Origin of the sequence: Collinsella sp. LCP19S3_B6 (assembly GCF_052121815.1) — a bacterium.
GTDB lineage: Bacteria > Actinomycetota > Coriobacteriia > Coriobacteriales > Coriobacteriaceae > Collinsella.
In genome coordinates this window covers 69,179-89,423 of the sequence record NZ_JBQKDN010000006.1, presented here as the reverse complement: position 1 = coordinate 89,423, position 20,245 = coordinate 69,179, and the positions used below count along the sequence as shown (strand labels likewise).

Genomic DNA, 20,245 nt, shown 5'->3' with positions numbered 1-20,245 from the left:
AAGGGTAGCGGCTAGTCCACCGTTACCAGGCTAAAGAGCTCAACGTCCTCGTTAGAAGGCGTGAGCTTCTTGCGCGGATTAAGAAACGCAAGCTCAAGGATACAACCATAACCTACGAGCTTTGCGCCCATATCTCGCACTAGTTTACCTGTTGCCTCAACGGTTCCGCCTGTCGCGACCAAGTCGTCCAGAATCAACACGGTATCTTTAGAGCTGATGGCATCGACGTGAATCTCAATCGAATCGGTTCCATATTCGAGCTCGTATTCCTGGCTAACGGTCTTACGTGGCAGTTTTCCCGGTTTACGTGCAGGAACAAAGCCGGCGCCGAGTGCCACGGCAACAGGCACGCCTACCATAAAACCGCGAGCCTCGGGTCCTACAACCTTAGTGATGCCCATGCCGGAGAAATGCTCCGCTAGCGCGTCGACCATGGCTTTAAGCGCTTCGGGATTGCTAAAGAGCGGCGTGATGTCCTTAAAGACGACTCCGGGCTCGGGATAGTCGGGGATGTCGACGATGTGAGATTCGAAGTCGTACATGGCGTGACCTTTCATGGGAGGCTGGTTTGTAGAAGCGTTTATTTGTCCGCGCTGGCGGTGCCGGTGTGCGAGGGGGCGACAACCTTAAGCGGCTGCACGAGGGATTCCTCGCGCACGGGGACCGCGGAGGCAGATGCCTCTTCGCTTTTGGCCTTGGTTGATTCGGAGCGTGCGATCTCCTCATCGAGGGCATCGATATCGGCGTCCTCGACTACGGCGTTGAGTGACTCAAATACGCGGTTCTTGAGCAGCGCAGTATGCACGCCCTCGGTGAGGTCATGTAACTTCTTAAACGCGCGTTCGAGCTTGGCATCACGTTCGTCATCTGAGGTGTCCATGCCAAGCATACTCACGAGCACTTGCTCGAACATCGAAGACTCGCGGTTGGCGGATGATACGTACTGACGAAGGTTTCGCGGCTCGATATGAAAGCGTGACAGTTCAGAACAGTAGCGGATAATCGGAAAATCGCGCCCGTCGACGAGCTCGCGGTTCTGCGGACTCTTGATAATGCGAATAAGGTCGTTTTCGGCCAAGGAGCGAATAAACGAGATCTCGACGCCCAACATATCCGGAATGGTCTCGATGGGGTGCAGTTTCTGCTTGGTTTCCTTTGGTTCCGTCTTGAGCGGAACATCGGACAGCAGACCCACCTCGTAGGCAAGCGTGGAGAGATCTGTAGCGTTTTCCAGTCGTTGCTTGATCACGTTGAGCGGCATGTAGCGAGTCTTCTGCAGGTGCAGAATGACCTCTAGACGGTCAACGTCCTCCTTGGAGTATTGGCGATACCCCTTAGGCGTACGATGAGGGGTGATGAGCCCCTCATCTTCTAGAAATCTAATTTTTGAGTTCGAAAGATCGGGGTATGCGCCTCGAAGTAAATTGACGACCTGGCCAATACTCAGATAGTTGCGTTCGGCCATGCCCTACTCACCGGTTTCGATGCGCTCCGGCGTGCTCTCGTGGTAGATGAGCGTGAACGTACCGATCTGGACGGAAGATCCGTCGTGCAGCGGGGCGGCATTGACGATAGCGCCGTCAACCCACGTGCCGTTGAGCGAGCCTAAGTCCTCGATGCGAGCAGCCAGACCCTCGCGAATAATGCGTGCGTGGCTACGCGATACGGTCATGTCATTGAGGAAAATGCCGTTTGCCGGATCGCGGCCAATGGTGGTCACATCGTCCTCGAGTTCAAAGGCAGCACCGGTCTGCGGTCCCTTGACAATAGACAGAACGGGGGCAGTGATGCGAACGTTCGCCATAAGATCGGGAACGGTAACGTCGCTCGAAGGCACACGGAAGACGCAGGTTGCGTCGGCAGTCTTATCGTTTTGAGGCATATTGTTAACCATGTTGTCCATGACAACCCCTAACTTAACGCGGACATGCCGCAAAGAATGAACTGTACGTAATAATACCCCAATGGCTTAGTCTTCGATTTCGGGGTTAAGAAAGTCGACGTCTTCGTCCTCTGGATGCGCAACAGCCTGTTTAATGGCCGCTCCACCCTTAATGGAATAGATGACAGCGGTGAGCATGGAGAAGATGACGCCGCCATACACAAAAAAGATGCCAAGCGGTACCGAGCTGCCGTTGAGGCCCGGGAAGGCCGTGAACGTGGCAGGCAGCAGATGCCAGCCGTCCACGGTGGGAAAGCCCAGCAGCATGAGCGAGAAGCCGGTCATGAGCAGCGCCGTGGCAATCTTGCCGGGAAATACTACGTCGATGGGGCGGCGGTGGTAGTGGCGCACGATGAGCGTGCCGATGCCCAGGTAGATATCGCGCCCAATGATGAGCACGCAGACCCAGATGGGAAGCTCGCCGCGAACCACGAGACCTAAAACGCCTGTAAATAGCAGCGCACGGTCGCAGATGGGATCCATAACCTTGCCGAGCCACGAGACCGTTTTGGTCATGCGGGCAATCTGACCGTCCATCCAGTCGGTGGAGGCCGCGATGGCATAGATGACAATGGCGACGACACGGTTGTTGTCCGTCACAAACAGGTACAGGAAGACCAGCGTGAGGACCAGGCGCGTGAAGGTAATGAAATTGGAGATCGTGAAAATCTTATTCGACGGGTAATCGGAGGTGCCGATAAGCTCCTTTTTGATCTTCTTTTTGATGCCCACAGGACTCCCCCGCTGGTAAACGACAAAACTCTCGATACTATACCCGTTCTGGCGACGTCTATCCAGCGCGAGCATAGAGAGTCCAGACATGTGGAGGACGGTATCGGCCGGGATGTTTATCACTTTTGTGTACATCAGCCTCCAAACATGTCGAAAAATGTTGTTTTTGGAGGCTGATGTACAGGTTTTTGTTGCGCAGACTCATTGAACGGGAAAGTCGTTGACTCTTCGTTGCTATAAGCAATTACTTAAAACAAAAAAGGTCAGGCACTAGGTGCCTGACCTGCAAACTTCTGGTCGGGACGACTGGATTCGAACCAGCGACCCCTTGACCCCCAGTCAAGTGCGCTACCAAGCTGCGCCACGTCCCGAAGCATTTGTTTGTTGCTCTGCTCTCGCTCGCAACAGGGAGTATAGTAACCCGAAACTTTGTCCTTGTGCAAGAACTTTTTTACAAATTTTGAAGCAAGTCTAAAATTGTATCTGCGAGCTGGGGTTTTGTTAGTACGGGAAGTTCTTGCGTGCCCGCTGTACTCACTATCCAGGCCTTGTTGGTATCGGTCCCAAAGCCCGAATCGGCGCGCGAGACATCGTTGGCGATAATGGCATCGCAACCCTTGCGCACGAGTTTGCGCTGCGCGTACTCCACGACGTTATCGGTCTCGGCCGCAAAGCCGATTACACGGCGATCGCCCTTTTGGCGTGAGAGTTCGGCCAGGATGTCAACGGTCTCGACGAGATCAATTCGATCCAGGCGCTCGTTGGCCTTTTTGAGTTTATGGTCCGCCGGGGCTGCAGGCGTGTAGTCGGCAACGGCGGCGGCACAAATGGCCGCGTCGGCCGTCTGGAAGGCGCTCAGCGCAGCCTGGAGCATTTCCGCGGCGGTTTGTACGCGCACGCACTCTACACCGCAGGGAACGTCGAGCGATGTCGGTCCCAGCACGAGCGTGACGGCGGCACCGCGACGCGCGGCCTCCCCCGCCAGGGCGATACCCATCTTGCCCGATGAACGGTTGCCAATGAAGCGCACGGGGTCGATCGGCTCGTGCGTGGGGCCGGCGGTGATCACGATGCGCTTGCCCACAAGGTCCTGAGGAGCGGGGTCGAGCAGCTTGCAGACGGCCTCTACGATGTCCTCGGGCTCGCTCATGCGTCCCGTGTCCACATCGCCGCAGGCAAGGTAGCCGCTACCCGGACCCACAACGTGGACACCGCGCTCACGCAGCGTGGTTATGTTTGCCTGCGTGGCCGGCGCCTTCCACATGCCATTGTTCATGGCTGGTGCGACCACGATAGGACGCGGCGTGGCAAGCAGCGTAGTGGAGATGAGGTCATCGGCGATGCCGTTGGCCATCTTGGCGATGATATTGGCCGTCGCGGGCGCCACGACCACCAAGTCGGGCTCCTGCGCCAGCGAGATATGGTGGATGGGGTCGGAGGGGTCGTCGAACAGACCCACAGCGACCGGCTCGCCCGTGAGCGCGCGAAAGGTGAGCGGGCCCACAAACTCCGTGGCATGCTCGCTCATAACGACCTTGACGCGTGCGCCGCGCTTTTGCATCAGGCGCACGATATTGCACGACTTATAGGCGGCGATCCCGCCGGTAATGCCCAGCAGGATCGTTTTTCCCTCAAGTTGCATTGAATTGTCGGGTGCCGTCGTCATTGTTAGGCTTCCTTGTTGGGGAGCACGAGCAGGCGGTGGCAGTACGGGCAGTGCGTAATCTCGCTACCGTCGTGGTTGAGGTCGCTCATGGACGACGCCTGCAGCGCGGTGTGGCAGACCGTGGGGATGTTGCCCTTGATGGTCTCGACGGCCAGGCCACGGAACTGCTTGAGTAGACGCTCGTAGTCGGTGAGCACGTCGGTCGGCAGCGTGGCGGCAAGCGCGGTGCGCTCCTTGGTGGCGGCATCAATCTGAGCCTGGAGGTCGGCGGCCTTGGCACGGGCGGCCTTGGTGTCAACCTTTACGCCCTCCTCGAATTTGGCGATGATGGCCTGCGCGCGAGCCTCACGGTCGAGCGCCTCCTTGTGGGCGACAACGACATCCTTGCGGGTGTGCTCAATCTTGTCCAGTCGCTTGGCCAGGGTGGCGAGCTCGTTTTCCAGATCCTGGACCTCGCGGTAGTCAGAGCCGTCGAAGTGGCGTTTCTTGGCGGCCTCGATGGCGTTGTTGGTCTGGATCTCGGTGGTGTTGAGATCGTCCAGCTCAATGTCGAGGTCCTTGCGCTGAGCATAGAGCTTGGTCATTTCGGACTTAAGCTTTACATAGGTTTTGCGCTTTGAGGCGAGCTCCTTGAGCTCCGGCATATTGGCAAGTTCGCTCTTGTTGCGGGCGAGCTCCAAATCGATCTGTTGCAGCTTGAGTAGCGTAGCGCCGGCGCTCATAAGTTCTCTCCTTTTGTCACAGTCCACCATTGGCAAGGGTTCAGTATTTTAATCGCATGACGGGGGTCGACCCCGGCGTCAACCGCAGAGTTCATCAAGATATCCACGAACGGCTCCTCGGAGCGATCGTGGCCGAGTAAGATCACGCTCAGCCCGCGCAAGGCAAGGTCTTGCGCCACGTGATAGCCCGCCTCGCCCGTCACGATGACATCCGCACCGGCGGCGATGGCAAGCTCGCCAAAGTCGCCGAGGGAGCCGCCCAGAATGGCGACGGTGCGGCACGGGCGCTCGGCATCGCCCCATACGCGTGGGTCGCTTCCGAAGGCCGTGGCAGCACGGGCGGAAAGATCGCGCAGCGTACACGGGTCGTTGAGTGTCGCAAAAACTCCCAGGCCGCAGGCCTTGGGGTCGTCCACGTGCTCCAACGAGCTTGCAGGCGCCGCGTCCAACAGCTTACTTAGGCAGATGCGTGCCTCGTGCGAGCGGTCCAGGTTGGTGTGGAGCGAGATAATGCTCACCCCGCAGCGGGCCGCCTCGTAGAGCGCCGCGCTGCATTGGGGGCGCGTTGCGCTAGGCGGGCAAAACGACTCGGGCGCCTTGATGTAGACGGGATGATGCGTGAGCAACACGTTGGCTCCGGCTTCCAAGGCGCGCTGCACGTTGACCCTGGTGGCGTCAAGCGCGCAGGCAACGCCGCGGATCTCGTCGTCGGGGTCGCCAACGGATAAGCCTACGTGGTCCCAGGGCTCGGCGTCCGTTTTGGGATAGCGTGCCAGCAGGGCGCGCTCGAGATCGGCGACGATCATGCGGCATCTACCATCGAGAGCAGCGTCTGGGCAAAGACGTCCAGATCGGTCGGATTCACGCGGTCATCGAAGGAGATGCGCAGTGCGCCCAGCGCCTGCTCGCGACCAATGCCCATGGCGCTCAGCACGTGGCTCGGGTCCATGCTGCCGCTCGAGCAAGCCGATCCGGCCGAAACCTCAAAACCGGCGGCGTCGAGCTTGATGATGAGCTCCTCGGAGTCCATGCCGTCAATATAGATCGATACCATGCCGGGCAGACGGCCGGCCTGCGTGTAGTCGCCCATGGTAGCGTGAATGCGCGGATGGGCCGTAAGCGTGGCGTAGAGCTTGTCGGAAAGGGCTTGCAGCTTCTCGCGCTCCTGAGCCACATGGGGCGCCAGAGACGAGGCGGCAGCGGCAAAGGCCAGCTGCGTGCGCAGGTCCTGCGTGCCGGCACGACGTCCGGCTTCCTGTCCTCCGCCAAAGATGCGGGGGCGCAGCGGCGTGCGGCTTTTTAGGTATAACGCGCCGGAGGCTACGGGGCCGCCAATCTTGTGTGCTGCAACGGTCATAGCATCGACGCCCAGCTCGGTCACATCGAGCGGAATATGAAGATAGCCCTGGATGGCATCGGTGTGGAACAGGGCGCCCGCGGTGTGCGCAGCCGCGGCGAGCTCGCGGATAGGCTGTACCACACCGGTCTCGTTGTTGGCGGCCATGATGCTCACGAGCGCGACGTCGTCGCCCAACGAGTCGCTCAGCTCGGCAGGCTCGATGTAGCCCGCACGGCAGGGCTGCACCAGGTCGACGGTAAAGCCGGCGGCACGCAGCAGCGGCAGGTTGTCCAGAATCGAATCGTGCTCGATGGCCGAAACGATTACACGATCGCGCTTTCGATCGCGCTGACGAGCACCCTCGGCAAGTCCGAGGAGCGCCAGCTGGTTGGCCTCGGTGCCGCCGTTGGTTAGAATAATCTCGGACGGACGAACGCGCGTGCCAAAGCTGCGGGCGATCTCGCGGCGTGCAACCTCCAGACGTGCGGCAGCCTTGCGGCCGAGCGAGTGCAGCGAGTTGGGGTTGACGCCTGCAAGCTCGCTTTCGTCGTACTCGCGCTGCGCAAGGAGCGCCTCGGCGCGCATGGGCGTCGAGGCGGCATAGTCAAGATTCACGGGTATGCGGTTTTGACCTGCGGTCATAAGGGTTTATGCCTCCTGTGCGGCCTCGTTGCCCAGCTTCTGCAGCAGCGTAACCTCGGCGGCGGGATCTTCGGACTTAAATACGGCGGAGCCGGCCACCAGGACATCGGCACCGGCCTTGACGACCTCGGCGATGTTTTTGGAAGAGATGCCGCCGTCGACCTCGATCATGGGCGACACACCGTGGCGCTCGCACATGGCCTTGAGCTCGTGGAGCTTATGCAGCGTGCCCGGGATAAAGCTCTGGCCGCCAAAGCCGGGGTTCACGCTCATGAGCAGCACCATGTCGACGACCTCGATGATGCTCTCGAGCACGCAGACGGGCGTGGCGGGGTTGAGCACCACGCCGGCCTTGACGCCGCGTTGCTGTAGGTGCGTGAGCGTGCGGTGCAGGTGCGTGGAGGCCTCATAGTGCACGGTGATCATATCGGCGCCGGCATCGGCATACCAATCGACGGTCTCGTCGGGGTTCGACACCATCAGGTGCGCGTCGACCGGCACCTTGGTGGAGCGCTTGACGGCCTTGAGGATTTCGACGCCAAAGGTGAGGTTGCCGGTAAAGTGACCGTCCATGACGTCGAAGTGCACAAAGTCGGCGCCGGCGATCTTGTCGAGCTCGCCCTTAAGGTTGGCCATGTCAGCCGAAAGGACGGACGGAGCGATTTTGATGGAACCCATGGTAGTAGCCTTTCTGCGCTAGTCGGTGAGTCCGTAGAACTCTTGAGAGGGGACGCGGTCGGTAAGGATCTCGAGCGCCCTATCCAAAGTAACACCGTTGTAGAGCGTTTGCTCCACGGCAAAGGTGAGCGGAATGTCTACGCCCAGCGAACGGGCGAGCTCGCTCACGCTGCGGGCGGCGACGGCGCCCTCGACCACCATATGCGTGCGCGCCTGGTACTCGTCGAGCGATACGCCGTGGGCAAACTCGTAGCCGAAGGTGCGGTTGCGCGAATGCTCGGAGGTGCAGGTGGCAATAAGGTCACCCATGCCGGCAAGACCCATACAGGTCATGGCCTGGCCGCCGCGGGCGTGTACCAGACGGCTGATCTCTGCCAGGCCGCGCGTCATGATAAGGGCGAGCGTGTTGTCGCCCGCGCCGGTACCGGCGGAAATACCGCACACGATGGCGATGACGTTTTTCATGGCGCCGCAAACCTCGACGCCGGTCATGTCCTGCGACAGGTAGATGCGGAAGGCCGTGGATAGGAGCAGGTCCTTAAAGGTCTCCCCTACCTGCGAGTCTTTGCTGGCGATGACGGCGGCGGAAAGTCCGCCGCGGCATATCTCCTCGGCATGGTTGGGGCCCGAGAGCGCCGCCACACGCGCCTCGTTGCCGATCTCGCTGGCGATGACCTCGCTCATGAGCATGCCGGACTCGGGCTCGATGCCCTTGGTAAGGCACAGGACCGGCGTCTCGTCCGCGATGAACGGCGCCGCCTGGTGGCAGACGTCGCGCAGGTGCGTCGAAGGCACAGCAAAGATGATCGCATCGGCACCGTCGAGCGCCCGCGACAGGTCCGTGGAAGCGACGATGTTGCCGGGCAGCACGTAGTCCACCAGATAGCGCGGGTTGCGGTGCTCGCCGTTGATGCCGGCGGCCGTCTGCTCACTATGGGCCCACATGGTCACGCGCTCGGCTCGCGCGGCGGCAAGGCCGGCGACGGCGGTTCCCCAGGAGCCGGAGCCAATCAGCGCAACATTCATGACTCTCTCCTACTTATCGTCGGGCTCGGTGACGCGCTTGGTAAACGAGAGCTTGGATTCCTTACCCGTCATGAGCTTTTTGATGTTCGCGCGATGGGCCCACACCACGGTGATGCCGATCATCGCCATGCAAAACTTGAGCCCCAGGCTGCTGTACGGAAAGACCGCGCAGGCGGCGATGGGAAGACCGATGGCCGCGGCAAGCGAGCCCACCGACACATACTTGGTGATGGCGACGGCCACGATAAACATGCCCAGTAGCGAAAGTCCGATGGGCCAGTACCAGGCCAGTATGACGCCCAGCCCCACAGCGATGCCCTTGCCGCCACGGAAGTTGAGGTAGGGCGAGAATATGTGGCCCCACACGGCAGCCAGACAAATGACGCCGAGCATCCAGTCGCCGGCGGCACCGGGAGCCATGATGCTCACCGGGAAGCCATAGCCCACGCTCGCGATGAGCGGACGCGCGATAAGGACGCAGATGGCGCCCTTCAAGCAGTCGAGCAGCAGCGTGAGCGCCGCGACCTTGGGGCCGGCTACGCGCAGGGCGTTGGTGGTGCCGATGTTGCCGGAGCCCGCCTTGCGAATATCCGTGTGGTTGAACACGCGGCCCAGGATCAGGCCAAACGGAATCGCTCCGATAAAGAACGAGACCACGGCGCAGATGGCGGTCAGCAGAATCGGATTATGCATCCTTTTGCTCCTTCTTCCTAAAGAAGAGTCGAATGGGCGTGCCGGAAAAATCGAAGCTCGAGCGCATACGGTTCTCCACGTAGCGCTGGTAGGTGTCGTTGACCAGGTCGCTGTGGTTGACGAAGAACGTAAACGTCGGCGGGTTGACGCCCGTCTGGGTCACGTAGTGCATGCGCAGGCGGCGCTTGCCGTCCACTACGGTGTGGCCAAACTCGCGCAGGTCGGTGAGGAAGGTGTTGAGGCGCGAGGTGGTGATCTTTTGCGAGCGCGTCTTCTCGGCAGCGTCGACCATTGCCCAGATCTTCTCGACGCTGCGGCCGGTCAGGGCCGAGATGCGCAGGTACTGGGCCCAGGGAGCCATCACGCCCAGACGGCGGTCGACGGTCTCCATGCAGGCCTCGCGCTTGCGGTCGTCGTCGAGCAGATCCCACTTGTTGAGCAGTACGACGATGGCGCAGCCGCGTTCGATGGCCAAGCCCATGACCTTCTGGTCCTGCTCGGTAACGCCCACGGAGGCGTCGACGACGAGCAGTGCCACGTCAGCACGGTCGATGGCGCGCAGGCCGCGGACCATGGAGTAGTACTCGATGTTCTCGTACACGGTGCTCTTCTTGCGAATACCCGCGGTGTCGACCATGCGGTAGTGCTTGCCGTTGCGCTCAACGACGGTGTCGATGGCGTCGCGCGTGGTGCCGGCGATGTTGGACACGATAGAGCGGTCGGCACCCAGGATGCGGTTGAACAGCGAGGACTTACCGGCATTGGGGCGGCCGATGATGGCGACGTTCAGCGCGTCGGGGAACTCGTCGGCGACCTCGTCCTCCTCCTCGGGTAACAGGGCAACGATGTCGTCGAGCAGGTCGCCCGTGCCGTGGCCGTGCAGGGCCGAGAGCGGCGTTGGCTCACCGATGCCGAGCGAATAAAACTCCCAGATGCTGTCGTTTTCGCGATCGGGGTTGTCGAGCTTGTTCACCAGCAGAAAGACCGGCTTGTCGCAGCGCTTGAGCATGCGGGCGACCGACTCGTCCTCCTCGGTGACGCCGGTGCGGCCGTCGACCACAAACAGGATGACGGCGGCTTCCTCGGCGGCGGCGAGGGCCTGGTCGCGGATGGACGTGGCAAAGACGTCATCGCTCTTGAGCGGCTCGATGCCACCCGTGTCGACGATGGTGAACTCGCGGCCGTTCCAATCGGCCGTGTGGTAGGAGCGGTCGCGCGTTACGCCGCGGGACTCATGGACGATGGCGTCCGAGGTCTGGGCCAGGCGGTTAACGAGCGTGGACTTGCCCACGTTGGGGCGTCCGACGACGGCGACGATAGGTTTCATCTGCACTCCTTTAATGGGTAGGGTCAGCGGAATTAGTAGAGCCTGCGGGCACAATGCCAAGGATATGCTCCAGGGTATCGAGCAGCTCATGCGGCATGGTCGATACCACATGAACCTCGGCACCGCGAGCTTCAAGGCTTGCGAGTAAATCGTCACGATGATACTCGTCAAGCGTCATGCCGTCAGCGTTGAACATGAGCTTAGGCACAAAGAGCATAACCCCCGAGAGGTCCTGCGGCAGCTGCTCCAGAATGTCGCAGGCGACGATGAGGCCGGTCACATCCACGTTGCCGCCAAAGTAACGGTTTTCGATAGCGGTGACGGTGCCGGCAAGGCCCCGTGGCGACTCCACAAAGCGCGCCACGGTGTCGCGCGCGCTGGAGCCGGAGAGGCACAGGAGGCGCTGGTTGCGCCCGGCGATTGCCTCGCGGACGCGGGCCAGACGCTCGGCGTCGGCGGTGAGCACATCGTCAGTCTCGTCCAGATACGAGCGAATCATACCGATGCCGTCGTAATACTGCGGGTAGCCGTCGTAAAAATCGGCCTGGGGTGGCTCGATGCCGGCGTCCAGATAGAACTCGTCGCTCATCTGGAAGGTGTGGCGGCCAAAGCGCTTGTAGGCACGATCCTGGAAGGGACGGATCATGGCAATGGTCTCGCGCGCGAGCTCAGGTTTGTCGCTGTATGACGAGGTAAAGCGCCTCTGGTGCTTGGTAAAACCGAGCGGCACGATGCCCAGGCTCGTGATCTGCTCGTGCTCCTCGCAAAAGCGTAGGGTCTTTTGCAGCTCCTCGCCGTCGTTCATGCCGGGGCACAAAACGATCTGCGCGTGGATCTCGATGCCGGCGGCCATGATGGTCTCGAGCACGTCCATGCCGCGCTGGGCGTTGCGGCCCATCATACGGCGGCGGACATCGGGGCTTACGGCATGGACCGACACGTTCATGGGGCTCATGTTGCGGTCGATGACGTTTTGTACGTCCTCGTCGGAAAGGTTCGTGAGCGTGACAAAGTTGCCCTGTAAAAAGCTCAAGCGGTAATCATCGTCGCGGATGTAGAGCGTGGAGCGGCCGCCCTTGGGCAGCATGGTCATAAAGCAGAACACGCAGGCGTTCACACAGGTACGCATGCCGTCGAAGATGGGGCCGTCGAACTCAAGGCCCCAGTCCTCGCCGGGAAAGCGATCGAGCTCGACGGGGGTGACGGTGCCGTCGCGCGGGTCGAGAACCTCAAGTTCGACGGTGTCCTCGTCGGCCTCCCAGAGCCACACGATCATGTCGGTCAGCTGCTCGCCGTTGACCGTGAGCACGCGCATGCCCGGCTCGATACCCACATCCCATGCGGGCGATTCGGGACGCACGTTCTTTACGAGCGCGCCCTCACCCGGCTCGGGGTCGCGGCTGCGCCCGTAATCGGCCACCTCGGCGGCGTATGCGGGTACGGTCTGGTCCATGATTAGCGACAAAGCTCCTTGATGCGCGCAACGGCGCGTTCGATGTGTTCTTGCGGAGTTGAGGCTCCGGCGGTGATGCCGATACGGCGCGCGTTGGCAAACCATGCGGCCTCAAGCTCGGAAGCTTCCTCGATGTGATGGGTGTGCTCGCAGACATCGGCACAAATCTGCGCCAGGCGGCGCGTATTGCCCGAATTTTTGCCGCCCACGACGACCATGCAATCACAGCGGTTGGCAAGTGCAGCGGCCGCCTGCTGGCGCTCACTCGTGGCAGCGCAGATCGTGTTGATCACACGCAGCTCCTGCACACGCGGAGTGATGGAGGCCACGACCTCGGCCAGGTTCTGCGCGGTTTGGGTGGTCTGCACAACCAGGCCCACCTTGCCCTTGAGCGGCAGCGCGTCCGCATCGGCGGCGCAACTCACGACCTGCGCGTCATCGCCGGCGTGGCCCAGGATGCCCTCGACCTCGGGGTGGCCCGGCTCGCCCACGACGATCACACGGTAGCCCTCGCGCACCAGGCGCTCGGCCGCCACGTGGACCTTCTTGACGTAGGGGCAGGTGGCATCGACCACGGTAAGGCTGCGTTCGCGAGCGGCGTCAATGACCTGCGGCACCACGCCGTGGGCGCGGATGATCACGGTGCCCGACGCAGCGTCGTCCAAGGTGTCGGCCAGGCCCACACCTGCCTCGGCGAGCTCACGCACCACGATGGGGTTATGGATGAGCGGACCCAGCGTGTGGACCTGAGCACTCTCCCCTGCCTGCGGCGCGGCGGCCAGCGCCATGTCGAGCGCACGCTGCACGCCGTAGCAGGTACCGGCGTGGGCAGCGATTTCGATGGTGGGGACGACCTCCTCAGCGGCGGTCGCGGCGGTATTCATGACGTTCTCGCCCATGGCTAGAACCTGCCGGGGTGCTCGGCGCACAGGTCGTCGCGCATGGCGTAGACGCGGCTCATGGCCTCGGACTCAAACCATGCCAGGCGCTCCTTGCGCTTGAGCTCGGCCGGTGCATCGGATAGCGAGATGGCCTTGCCGGCACGGATCCAGCACTTTTTGGGGCGCATGAGCTTTTTGCCTGCAGGCGTGATATCGGACCAGCCGCAGATGGCGAGCGGGTTGACGGGCGCCTTGCCCATCTGGGCAATGAGCGCAAAACCACCATGGACCTCGGGCTTAATCTCGCGCGAGCGGATGCGCGTGCCCTCGGGGAAGATCAGGACGTCCTCGCCGCGCTGCAGTGCATGCTGGGCGGCACGCAGGCACTTCATGTCGGCGGTGCCGCGCTCGACGGGGATGCCGCCCACGCGGCTAAAGGCCCAGCGCACGATCTTGCTCTTGGCAAACTCGGACTTAAAGATGGGGCGAATGCGGCGGCCGCCAAAGAATAGCGCCGTCTCTACAGCCAGGAGCTCGGCCATCGAGGTGTGGTTGCAGATGACCACGCTGCCGCGGCCTTCCTGGCGCTCAAACAGCAGGTCGGCGTCCTCTACCTTCCAGCGCCACATGAGCTTGGAGAAGACCCACAGGATGCCCATGACCACGAAGACGGTGCCGCGGATGAGCACGGGGAACTCGGCATAAGGCGCGTTGTAGTAATCCTCGGGCGTCTGCTTAAACAGGCGCATGAGCTACCTCCTTTGGTTGATGAGGTCCTCGATTATCGAGACGACCTCGTCGATGGTATGTGCGGTGGAGTCGACATGCACGGCGTCCTCGGCGGGCACGAGCGGCGCGACCTCACGGCTGCTGTCGAGCTTGTCGCGCTGCTTGAGGGCGTCGAGGGTCTCGTCGACCTCGGCCTCGAGCTGCTCTTTGGTGAGCGGCTGGGCATCGTTTTGGTGGCGCTGCAGCACGCGGCGACGGGCGCGCTCGCGCGGGTCGGCGGTCAGAAAGACCTTGACCTGCGCGTTGGGGAACACGACGGTGCCGATGTCGCGACCCTCGGCCACGATGTCGCGGTCCTCGGCGGCGCGACGCTGATGGATGAGCATGGCCGCGCGTACGCCCGGGTAGGCCGAGACCTTGGAGACGTTGGCGTCCACCTGCGGGGTGCGAATGGCAACCGAAGCGTCCTGGCCGTCGATGGTCAGGCGCGTGTCCTCGCCGGTGCCGTTGGTAAAGCGGATCTCGATCTGCTCGGCGAGGGCGTCGATGGCTGCCTCGTCGTCCAGATCGATGCCGCGGTCGAGCGCGGCGAAGGTGACGGCGCGATACATGGCACCCGTGTCGAGCTTGTTAAAGCCCAGCTGGCGGGCGATCTCCTTGGCGATGGTGGACTTGCCGGATCCGGCGGGGCCGTCGATGGCGACGATCATGCAATGCTTCCTTTCGGTGGTTGACGTGCTGGTATGGGACGCGGGCGCTGCTTGCTGGCGGACTGGCTAGCCCGTGTAGCGCTCGCGGTAGGTGTTGCGCTTGGGCGCGGAGCCGTGGCTGCCGTGGTGGCGCGTGCGGGTCGCGGGGTTGGCCGCCGGCGCGGCGGAGCGCTTGGCGCCGGCCTGCTTGGGCGGGATGCCGCCGGCCTTGAGGATCTGCACCTCGCGGTCGGTGAGCTCGCGCCACGAGCCCTTGGCCACGTCCTTGAGCTCCAGGCCGGCAAAGTTGCAGCGGTGCAGGCGGATCACCGGGTGGTGGATTTTGCTCAGCATGCGCTTGACCTGGTTCTTGCGGCCTTCGCGGATGATGACCTCCACGGCGGTGGTGCCGGGCTTCACACCCTGCGGGGCCACCGCCTCGGCCTCGCGCGCGGTAATGACGCGGCAGATTGCCGGCTGGCACAGGCCGTCGTCGAGCTCGATGCCGCGGCGCAGCGGTTCCAAGTCGCGATCGGTCAGGTGGCCGTCCACGAGCGCCTGGTAGGTCTTGTAGACGTGCTTGCTGGGGTGCAGCAGGTCCTGCGACAGGTCGCCGTCGGTGGTAAAGAGCAAAAGGCCCGTGGTGTCGCGGTCCAGGCGACCCACCGGGAAGAGCCCCGGAAAACGGTCGCGCGGGACCAGGTCGGCCACGCAGGGGCGCTCCTGCGGATCGCTCATGGTGGTGAGATAGCCGGTCGGCTTGTAGAGCATCAGGTACACGGCGCCCTGGTTGAGCTTGACGGGCATGCCGTCGACCTCGATATGGTCGCGGTCCACATCGACCTTGGTGCCCAGTTCGGTCGCGACCTGGCCGTTGACGGTCACGCGGCCGGCGGTCATCAGGTCCTCCGAGCCGCGGCGGCTCGCAACACCCGCGCGCGCCAAAAAGCGCTGCAGGCGCATGGTGTGTGGGTAGACGGGCTGGGGGTCGATCGCGGGCGCGCCCGTGGCAACAGCGGTACGCGTCTCCCCTGCTTCGCTAGTCCTCGTCATGCGTATCCTCCGCAGCGTCGTCGGTGGCAAGTGTTTCCTCGCCGCCGACTGCCTCGACATCCTCAACATCGGTATCCAGCAGCTCGCGCTCTTCGTCTAGGTCCTCGGCCTGCTCCTCGAGCGTAGACTGAATGCTGCGGCCGCTCAGGCGCTCGCGGATAAATTGACGCGACTGCTCGTCGGGGGCAAACTGCTCCAGATCGGGAAGGTCGCGGGTGGAGCGCAGACCAAACTTCTCCAAAAAGGCGTTGGTCGTGCCGTAAATAATGGCCTGACCGCGCTGGGGGTCGCGGCCGAGCTCGCGCACCAGACCCTTGTCAACGAGCGACGCGATGACGCCGTCGGAGTTGACGCCGCGGATGCCCTTGACCACCTCGCGCGTGACGGGCTGGTGGTAGGCGATGACGGCCAGGGTTTCGAGTGCCGCCTGCGACAGTTTTTGCGTATCCCAGCTCAGCACATAAGCTTCGACCACGTCGTGGTAGGCGGGGTGCGTGAACAGGCGCCAGCCGCCGGCGACCTCGCGCAGCTGAAAGCCGCGATTGGCCTCCTCGTACTCAACTTTGAGCTCGGCCAAAAGCGACGCACACTCGCCCGGGGCGATATCCAGCGCATCTGCCAGCGCGGGCGCGCTCACCGGATCGCTCGAAACCAGCAACAGCGCCTCGAGGGCGCCTTTGAGGCTGTTTGCCTCTAGCGTGGAAAGGGTTGACATGGTAGCCGCTCCTATTCGGTGAGCTCGGGGCCCTCGCCGGGCACGTATGCCTCGGCGCCCTCGACGCGGTTGATGCGGATGGTTCCAAAGATCTCGTCCTGGCTCAGGGTGAGCGAGCCTCGCTTGGCGAGCTCCAGCATGGCCAGGAAGGTGACGACGAGCTGCTCGGTGGTGGCGTCGCCGTCCAGCAGCTCGCGGAAGGTGCAAGTTTGGTGCGCCATGGTGAAGCGGTCGACCGAGGCCACCGTCAGGTCGAGCGGCACGCGATGCGGCGCCACGTGCTCGGCCTCCAGCAGGAAGGTCTGGCGCTTGCCGTCCAGGTCGGCGCAGATGACGGCGAGGCCGCGCAGGGTAATGCCGGCCAGGTAGTCGGGCATGAGGCCCAAAAACTCGGGGTCGGGGCCGGCCACGCGCGGATGCATGCGGCTTTCGGCCTGCATGCGCGCGCCAAGGGCCGCCGCCGCGCCCTTAAACTGCTTGTAGGCGATCAGGCGCTGGATCAGGACCTCGCGCAGAGCGTCGCCGTCGAGTGCGCTGAGTTCCTCGAGGTCTTCGTCAATCTCGTCATCGTCGTCGGCTTTGTGCGGGGCCTCCTGGGGCACCAGCGAGGCGGCCTTGATGTCCAAAAGGGTTGCCGCGACCAGTAAAAAGTCGCTCGCCACGTCCAGGTCCAGCGCCTCAATACGATCGACCTCGGCAAGGTACTGCTCGGCCACCTCGCTGATAGAGATGGCGCCGATATCAACTTTTTGGCGGGTTACCAACTGCAGCAGCAGGTCGAACGGTCCGCTGTAGACCTGCGTCGACACGCGATACGACATCTTCGACCTCCTTTGACGGCGCCTTCGCGGCGCGGTTTGGGTGCATGTTGCGACCGTTTTGCACGGTCGACCTGTAAGTTTACCCTAGATGCCGGCGATTGCGAAGTTAAGCAGCTGCCCAGCGAGCGGATACACGGTAACGTCGAAATATCGTCCGATCACGTCGATGCCGGTCCACATGGGCAGCAGATACAGCACAATGATGAGTATGGGCATGGCGTATTGCTGAAGTTGGTAGTAGTTGGCGAGTGCCTTGCCTTTGAGAAACGGCACGATGATCGACGAGCCGTCGAGCGGCGGGATCGGGATGAGGTTAAAGAACGCGAGCGACAGGTTGACCACGATAAACGTAGCGCCGAAGTTCATGATTTGGGACGCTACGGCAAAGGACATGCTGGTGTAGAGGTTGCCATATGCTGCGTGCATGAGGGCCGCGGCAAGGCACGCCAGCGCGATGTTCGAGGCGGGGCCTGCCGCGCTCACCAAGAACTCGTCGCGCTTGGGATGCTTAAGGTTGTTGAGGTACACGGGCACCGGCTTGGCAAAGGCAAACACCGGGCCGCCGGCGGCGAGCATGAGCAGCGGCAGAAGGACGGTGCCAAACGGATCGATGTGGTTGAGCGGGTTGAGCGAGACGCGGCCGCGCGAACGGGCCGTCTTGTCGCCAAGCGCCCAGGCTGCGGCGGCGTGTGCGCTCTCGTGGATCACGATGCCCACGATGACGGCGACGGCGCTGGCAAGTAGGTTCATGAAGTAGCTGCTGGACATAACGATCCCTTAGCGGACGCGGCGCGAGGCGCGCGTAAGCAGGTGGTCGGCCACAAACAGGATGACGGCAACGATGGCGTAATCCAGGCGGAACACACCGCCAAAGGGCGATGTGATGACGCCGTAGCCCGCGATAGCGCTCGGCAGCGCGCGCGAAAGCTCAACGACAAAGCCCACAATCTGCAGCTTGGCGGTGAGGCCGCTAAAGCACAGCAGCACAGTCATCGCGCTCATAAAGATGCCGCAGATGCGGCACGCGATGGCGATGATGCTCATCGCCACGGCAGCGGCCTTACGAGAGTTCACGCGCAGTCTCCTCTTCGATCTGGGTGGAAAGCTCGAGCCATTCGTCCTCGAGCTTGGGCAGCTCTTGCTTAAGGCCGTTATATTCCCCCAGCGCGGCGTTGAACTTATCCTGATCGGCATAAAGCTCTTCGCTCGCCATCAATTCCATAAGCTCGTCATAGCGGGCACGCTTTTTGTCGAGCTCGGCCTCGATCTTCTTGAGCTGGTTGCGCACGCCCTTGAGCTTTTTGTTGAGCGCAGCGCGGGCCTGGGCCTCGGCGCGCTTTTGCTCCTTGGTCTTTTTGCCCTCGGCCGGCTTAGGCGCTGCTGCGGGGGTATCGGCCTGGGCGGCGCTGGCTTTGGTGGGCTTGGCCGCGGAAGGTGTGCTCTCCCCTGCAGCCTCGGCGGCGGCGCGGGCTGCGAGGTCCTCGCGCTTGTAGAGGTAGTAGTCGTAGTCGCCGTCATAGACCGTGACATTGCCATCGCGGATATCGATCACGCGGTTGGCCACGGCTCGCACCAGGTGCTCGTCGTGACTGATCAGAACAATGGTGCCGGGGAAGTTTTGCAGGGCGTTCTCGAGCATGTCCACCGAGTCGATGTCCAAGTGGTTGGTGGGCTCGTCCAGGCACAGAAGCGCCTCAGGGGCCACGAGCATCTTAGCCAGGGCCAGACGCGCCTTTTCGCCGCCGGAAAGAACGCGAACCTGCTTTTCGATAGAATCGTTGTCGCTAAACAGGAAGGCGCCCAGTAGGCTGCGCTGCTGCGGCACGGTCCACTTGGGCGTAACGGTGTCGATTTCTTGCAGGACGGTGTTGGACTCGGTCATGCCTTCGAGCGCGTGTTGGGCGTAATAGGCCACGCCCACGTTGGTACCTAGTTCGCGCGTGCCGGTAGTGGGCGGCTCCAGGCCGGCGATGATCTTCATGAGGGTGGACTTGCCGGCGCCGTTAGGGCCGACGAGCGCCACATGCTCGCCGCGATAGAGCTTAAGGTCGATATCGCTATAGATGTGCTTGTTGCCGTAGGACTTGGACACGCCCTCCAGGCCCACGACCATGTCGCCGGAGCGCGGCGGATCGGGGAACTTAAAGTCGATGTGCTTGTGGCCCTCGGGCAGGATGACGAGCTCCTTTTTGATCTGCTCGATCTTGCGGATGCGCTCCTGCGCCTGGGCGGCCTTGGTGGGCTTGTAGCGGAACTTGTCGACGAAAACCTGCATGTGGGCGATGTCGCGCTCCTGGGCGGCACGCTTGGCGCGCATCTGCTCCAGGTTGTCCTCGCGCTGCTTGAGGTAGCTGCTGTAATTGCCGGTGTAGGTGGTCACGCGGCGGTTCTCGAGCGCGGCGACGTGGTCGACGCAGGCGTCCATAAAGGCGCGGTCGTGGCTGACGATGAGCACGGCGCCGTCGTAGTTGGCGATAAAGCCGCGCAACCACTGGACGCTTTCGAGGTCCAGGTGGTTGGTGGGCTCGTCCAGAAGCAGCAGGTCGGGATGGCGCAGGAAGAGCTTAGCCAGCGCGATGCGCATCTGCCAGCCGCCCGAGAACTCGGAACACGGGCGCTCAAAGTCGGTGACCTTAAAGCCCAGACCGGACAGGATCTTGCGGGCATTGCTTTCGAGCTCGTAGCCGCCCAAGTGCTCAAAGCGGTCCTGGACCTGGCCGTACTCGTTAAGGAGCGCGTCGACGTCCTTGCCCTGCTCAGAGAGCTCGGTGATCTGGGCTTGCAGCTCGTTGGCGCGCTCACCCATGCGGCGGATTTCCTTGGCGGCGGCCATGACCTCGGCGAGGATGGTCGTGTCCTTGTGCTCCAGGTTGGTTTCCTGCTCGAGGTAGCCCACCTGACAGTCCTTGGAGTACTGGACCTGGCCGGCGTCGGGGCTGTCGATACCCATGATGATTTTGAGCATGGTGGTTTTGCCGGCGCCGTTGGGTCCCACGAGCGCAAAGCGCTCGCCGGGGTTGATCTGAAAGGACGCGCCGCTAAAGAGGACGCGCGCGCCGAAGCTTTTTTCGATCTTGTCGACCAGGAGGATCATGGTGCCGCCTTTGACCTTGTGTGCCTATATGAAAAAAGGCCCC

The 20,245-nt window shown here is 62.4% G+C and carries 22 protein-coding genes and 1 tRNA gene; all 23 read right to left on the bottom strand.

Features of this window, described 5'->3' with window-relative positions; all coding sequences use genetic code 11:
* Positions 1-11 precede the first annotated feature (11 nt).
* Positions 12-542, bottom strand: a complete 531-nt coding sequence (locus ACTQWD_RS03745; protein WP_195838556.1) for an adenine phosphoribosyltransferase — start codon at positions 540-542, stop codon at positions 12-14.
* 38 nt (positions 543-580) lie between these two features.
* A complete protein-coding gene (gene ftsR, locus ACTQWD_RS03740; protein WP_154516382.1) occupies positions 581-1,465 on the bottom strand; it encodes a transcriptional regulator FtsR in 885 nt (294 codons plus the stop codon).
* Between the two features lie 3 nt (positions 1,466-1,468).
* Positions 1,469-1,903, bottom strand: a complete 435-nt coding sequence (locus ACTQWD_RS03735; protein WP_195838557.1) for an FHA domain-containing protein — start codon at positions 1,901-1,903, stop codon at positions 1,469-1,471.
* Positions 1,904-1,969: 66 nt separating this feature from the next.
* Entirely contained in the window at positions 1,970-2,674 is a 705-nt protein-coding gene (locus tag ACTQWD_RS03730; RefSeq protein WP_441031238.1) for a CDP-alcohol phosphatidyltransferase family protein, read from the bottom strand.
* A gap of 294 nt (positions 2,675-2,968) precedes the next feature.
* Positions 2,969-3,045, bottom strand: a tRNA-Pro gene (locus tag ACTQWD_RS03725).
* A gap of 80 nt (positions 3,046-3,125) precedes the next feature.
* The gene (coaBC, locus tag ACTQWD_RS03720; protein ID WP_441559283.1) at positions 3,126-4,340 is read right to left on the bottom strand and encodes a bifunctional phosphopantothenoylcysteine decarboxylase/phosphopantothenate--cysteine ligase CoaBC; all 1,215 of its coding nucleotides are present in this window, start codon (positions 4,338-4,340) and stop codon (positions 3,126-3,128) included.
* Between the two features lie 2 nt (positions 4,341-4,342).
* On the bottom strand, positions 4,343-5,062 hold the full coding sequence (locus ACTQWD_RS03715; protein ID WP_441559282.1) for a zinc ribbon domain-containing protein: 720 nt from the start codon (positions 5,060-5,062) through the stop codon (positions 4,343-4,345).
* Positions 5,059-5,868, bottom strand: coding sequence for a Nif3-like dinuclear metal center hexameric protein (locus tag ACTQWD_RS03710; RefSeq protein ID WP_441559281.1), 810 nt, complete (start codon positions 5,866-5,868; stop codon positions 5,059-5,061). Before ACTQWD_RS03710 ends, ACTQWD_RS03715 begins: the two co-directional genes overlap by 4 nt.
* Entirely contained in the window at positions 5,865-7,043 is a 1,179-nt protein-coding gene (locus tag ACTQWD_RS03705) for a cysteine desulfurase family protein (RefSeq protein ID WP_441559280.1), read from the bottom strand. The genes ACTQWD_RS03710 and ACTQWD_RS03705 overlap by 4 nt, the downstream gene beginning before the upstream one ends.
* A gap of 6 nt (positions 7,044-7,049) precedes the next feature.
* Complete coding sequence (gene rpe, locus ACTQWD_RS03700; RefSeq protein ID WP_441559279.1) at positions 7,050-7,721, bottom strand: ribulose-phosphate 3-epimerase; 672 nt, start codon at positions 7,719-7,721, stop codon at positions 7,050-7,052.
* Positions 7,722-7,739: 18 nt separating this feature from the next.
* Positions 7,740-8,747 carry an NAD(P)H-dependent glycerol-3-phosphate dehydrogenase gene (locus ACTQWD_RS03695; protein WP_441559278.1) on the bottom strand — a complete coding sequence of 336 codons (1,008 nt, stop codon included), beginning with the start codon at positions 8,745-8,747 and terminating at the stop codon, positions 7,740-7,742.
* 9 nt (positions 8,748-8,756) lie between these two features.
* Complete coding sequence (gene plsY / locus ACTQWD_RS03690) at positions 8,757-9,440, bottom strand: glycerol-3-phosphate 1-O-acyltransferase PlsY (protein ID WP_427748049.1); 684 nt, start codon at positions 9,438-9,440, stop codon at positions 8,757-8,759.
* The gene (gene der, locus ACTQWD_RS03685; RefSeq protein WP_441559277.1) at positions 9,433-10,767 is read right to left on the bottom strand and encodes a ribosome biogenesis GTPase Der; all 1,335 of its coding nucleotides are present in this window, start codon (positions 10,765-10,767) and stop codon (positions 9,433-9,435) included. The genes plsY and der overlap by 8 nt, the downstream gene beginning before the upstream one ends.
* A gap of 10 nt (positions 10,768-10,777) precedes the next feature.
* Positions 10,778-12,220, bottom strand: coding sequence for a DUF512 domain-containing protein (locus ACTQWD_RS03680; protein WP_441559276.1), 1,443 nt, complete (start codon positions 12,218-12,220; stop codon positions 10,778-10,780).
* 2 nt (positions 12,221-12,222) lie between these two features.
* Positions 12,223-13,119, bottom strand: a complete 897-nt coding sequence (locus ACTQWD_RS03675; RefSeq protein WP_441559275.1) for a 4-hydroxy-3-methylbut-2-enyl diphosphate reductase — start codon at positions 13,117-13,119, stop codon at positions 12,223-12,225.
* A 2-nt stretch (positions 13,120-13,121) separates the two neighbouring features.
* Complete coding sequence (locus tag ACTQWD_RS03670; protein WP_427795887.1) at positions 13,122-13,850, bottom strand: lysophospholipid acyltransferase family protein; 729 nt, start codon at positions 13,848-13,850, stop codon at positions 13,122-13,124.
* Between the two features lie 3 nt (positions 13,851-13,853).
* The gene (gene cmk, locus ACTQWD_RS03665; RefSeq protein WP_441030922.1) at positions 13,854-14,540 is read right to left on the bottom strand and encodes a (d)CMP kinase; all 687 of its coding nucleotides are present in this window, start codon (positions 14,538-14,540) and stop codon (positions 13,854-13,856) included.
* Positions 14,541-14,606: 66 nt separating this feature from the next.
* Positions 14,607-15,572, bottom strand: coding sequence for a pseudouridine synthase (locus ACTQWD_RS03660; RefSeq protein WP_441030919.1), 966 nt, complete (start codon positions 15,570-15,572; stop codon positions 14,607-14,609).
* A complete protein-coding gene (gene scpB, locus ACTQWD_RS03655) occupies positions 15,559-16,287 on the bottom strand; it encodes an SMC-Scp complex subunit ScpB (protein WP_441030916.1) in 729 nt (242 codons plus the stop codon). The genes ACTQWD_RS03660 and scpB overlap by 14 nt, the downstream gene beginning before the upstream one ends.
* An 11-nt stretch (positions 16,288-16,298) precedes the next feature.
* On the bottom strand, positions 16,299-17,108 hold the full coding sequence (locus ACTQWD_RS03650) for a segregation and condensation protein A (protein ID WP_441030913.1): 810 nt from the start codon (positions 17,106-17,108) through the stop codon (positions 16,299-16,301).
* 84 nt (positions 17,109-17,192) lie between these two features.
* Entirely contained in the window at positions 17,193-17,876 is a 684-nt protein-coding gene (locus tag ACTQWD_RS03645) for a site-2 protease family protein (RefSeq protein ID WP_441030910.1), read from the bottom strand.
* A 9-nt stretch (positions 17,877-17,885) separates the two neighbouring features.
* Entirely contained in the window at positions 17,886-18,182 is a 297-nt protein-coding gene (locus ACTQWD_RS03640) for a hypothetical protein (protein ID WP_441030907.1), read from the bottom strand.
* On the bottom strand, positions 18,169-20,202 hold the full coding sequence (locus tag ACTQWD_RS03635) for an ABC-F family ATP-binding cassette domain-containing protein (protein ID WP_441030904.1): 2,034 nt from the start codon (positions 20,200-20,202) through the stop codon (positions 18,169-18,171). The genes ACTQWD_RS03640 and ACTQWD_RS03635 overlap by 14 nt, the downstream gene beginning before the upstream one ends.
* Positions 20,203-20,245 lie beyond the last annotated feature (43 nt).